Source organism: Caloramator sp. CAR-1 (assembly GCF_030546345.1).
GTDB lineage: Bacteria > Bacillota > Clostridia > Clostridiales > Caloramatoraceae > Caloramator > Caloramator australicus.
On sequence record NZ_JAUONW010000009.1, the window covers coordinates 87501 to 90394 of the forward strand.

Sequence of the window (2894 nt, forward strand, 5' to 3'; positions counted from 1 at the left end):
AAGTACCTGTCTTATCGAAAACAACTGTTTCCACATTGTTCAACGCGTCAAGATAGTTACTGCCTTTTACTAATATACCTCTCTTCGATGCTCCACCAATCCCTCCGAAGAAGCCCAATGGTATTGAAATTACTAACGCACATGGACAAGATATAACTAAGAACACTAAGGCTCGATATATCCATGTAGAGAAAGTTGCACCGGGGATCACCAATGGAGGTATGATTGCTAAGGCTAATGCTCCAAAGACTACAATCGGAGTATAGAAACGGGCAAATTTTGTTATAAATTTTTCTGTAGGAGCCTTCTTACTGCTGGCATTCTGAACCAGATCCAAAATTTTAGATACAGTTGAATCACCAAAATCCTTTGTTACCTCTATTGTCAAAACGCCATTTTTATTAATGAATCCGCTCAATGCATCGTCTCCTGGCCCGAGTTCACGAGGAACAGATTCCCCTGTTAACGCTGCAGTGTCAACCATTGAGTTTCCTTCTATAACCTTGCCATCGAGGGGAACTTTTTCTCCTGGTTTAACAATAATGATGTCACCTATGTTTACCTCTTCAGGAGATACTTTCCTGATCTCATCGCCAACTTTAAGATTTGCATAGTCAGGACGAATATCCATCAAAGCACGTATTGATTTTCTGGAGTGACCTACAGCTATATCCTGAAACAATTCACCTACCAGATAGAACAGCATAACTGCTACACCTTCTGGATACTCTCCAACGAAGAAAGCACCAATGGTAGCAATACTCATCAAAAAATGCTCACTGAATACCTGACCGCGGGCAATACCTTTTATTGCTCTTAAGACAACCTCTCCACCAACTATGATATAACTAATAATAAACAAGGTAAGCTCAAGCCAATTTTGGAAATTAAAGATGATTCCCACGGCAAATATTGCTCCACCGACCACAAGTCTTATGATTTCTTTTTTGTTGACACCTTCTTCTTCCTCTTCGTTATTTTCGTTTATTTTGGTCTTGGAGTTATTCTCCTCAAAAATGACCTTTACATCTGGCTCTATTTTCTTTACTATGCCTTCAATCTTCTCATTTAACTCAGAGCGGTTGACTTTCGGACTTATTTCCAGTGTTAGTTTCTTCGAAACAAAATCTACTGCAGCAAATTCAACTCCTTCTAGACCGCTTATTTCTTTTTCCATTTTAGCTGCACAATTCGCGCAGCCAAGTCCTTCAAGTATTAATACTATTTTATTGCTCTTGTTAACGGATTTTTCTTTCACTACCACATCCGGTTCGTGCTTGTGCACTATGGTTTTAACTTGCTGTAATATATTCTTATACTCTTGCTCTGATTCAATTTCTAAAGTCAATGTCTTGTTCATGAAGTTCATATAGGCTTTGACTCCATTTAATTTATTAACCTCATCTTCAATTTTAGCTGCACAATTTGCGCAATCTAAACCTTCTAAAATTACTTCCTTCTTTAACATTACTGACCCTCCTTTACTTACTTTCTTCTGAAATATGAATTAATCCCTGGTCAAATATTTGCTTTACATGTTCATCTTCAAGAGAGTAGAATACAATCTTTCCTTCTCTTCTGCTCTTTACTAGTCCAGCCTGCTTTAAGACTCTTAGCTGATGTGAAATTGCTGATTGGGTCATATTTAATAAGAATGCAATATCGCAAACGCACATCTCTGATTCATCTAATGCCCAGAGTATCTTAATTCTTGTTGAATCTCCAAAAACTTTAAATAGTTCTGCTAGATCATATAGAGTTTCTTCTTGAGGCATTTTTTCTCGCACTTTATTTACAATTTCCTCATGTATTACATCACAGTCGCATCTTTCAATTGGTTGAATTTTTTTTGCCATATTTATATCTCCTCCTTATCATTTAATTGAACACTTGAATAAGCTTTCATATATATTATAAACCTCAATTCTCCGTTTGTCAATAAAAACATATGAGTAGATAGTGTCAAGATATTGTAGGTTAATTTTTATAGACAACCCCCTAAAATGTTTAAAATCAAGACTTTCGTAAACTTTTAAACTTTAAATTATATTTTCATATTTAATTGATTTTAATATCTTATACATTGGCGTTACTTTTCCAATATTTAATATTGTTATATTATTTATTCCTTCTCGTGAAGAATTATTTATTCTTTTAATTGTTTCTTTTATCTTCTTTTTATTTAATCTAAATGTTTCAATATCTTCCTTGTATATACTTATTTCCCTTAAATTGCCTCCATTCCTGCTAAATACCCTTAGCTTTGCCATTATCTTTAATCCCTCTTTACTCCATCCTAATGGCCTACTGCTTAATCTCRCTGATAATACATGGCTTATATGCCCTTCTGCACTGCATCCTATTACATCCTCGTCCTCTTTATATATTACTATCCCTTCCCAGTTATTTAATATATATCTCCTTGCTTCTTTTATCCTCTCCTTTTCTGTCTTAGTTTCTGCTATATTTATTAACTCCTTAAATATCTCCCTTAAAACCTTCTTATCCCCTTCATTTATCGCTCCCCATATCTTTTGCCTATATTCTTCTCGCTTTGCTGTCCCTTTTATTATGTATTTGTTCAAATGATATCTATCTAATACAAATTTAGCTTTCGGAATCCACTCCATTCCTTCCTTTATCCATCTTGCTCCATCTCCTGCTATGTATATCTTTTCTATGCTCTCTATTTCATAATTGTCATACACATAATTCGCTACATCTATCCATATTTCTTCAGCTTCTACACCAACGTATGCTTTGTAATATACATTCTTTAATTCGTTTCTCCCATTTTTGCTTTGCCTTCCTTCATGTATATATACAAGCCTTGGCATCTCCTTCTTCCCATCCTGCAATGCAACATGATCCTCATCTGCTTCTATGTATAGCAC

General features: G+C 35.1%; 3 protein-coding genes (1 of these 3 only partly in view). All 3 read right to left on the reverse strand.

What is annotated here, in order from left to right:
• On the reverse strand, positions 1-1468 hold the 5' portion of the coding sequence (locus Q3V94_RS03105) for a heavy metal translocating P-type ATPase (RefSeq protein WP_303525072.1). The gene continues 893 nt to the left of window position 1, outside the view; 1468 of the gene's 2361 nt are visible here — the first part of the coding sequence; it begins with the start codon at positions 1466-1468; its stop codon lies off the left edge, out of view.
• Between the two features lie 13 nt (positions 1469-1481).
• The gene (locus tag Q3V94_RS03110) at positions 1482-1856 is read right to left on the reverse strand and encodes a metalloregulator ArsR/SmtB family transcription factor (RefSeq protein WP_004103228.1); all 375 of its coding nucleotides are present in this window, start codon (positions 1854-1856) and stop codon (positions 1482-1484) included.
• 183 nt (positions 1857-2039) lie between these two features.
• On the reverse strand, positions 2040-2894 hold an 855-nt coding region (locus tag Q3V94_RS03115; protein WP_303525073.1), incomplete at its 5' end, for an ISLre2 family transposase.

What these genes read in the sequence shown, in the direction of transcription:
- Q3V94_RS03110 (WP_004103228.1), bottom strand. Translation starts at nt 1,856, where the DNA reads ATGGCAAAAAAAATTCAACCAATTGAAAGATGCGACTGTGATGTAATA.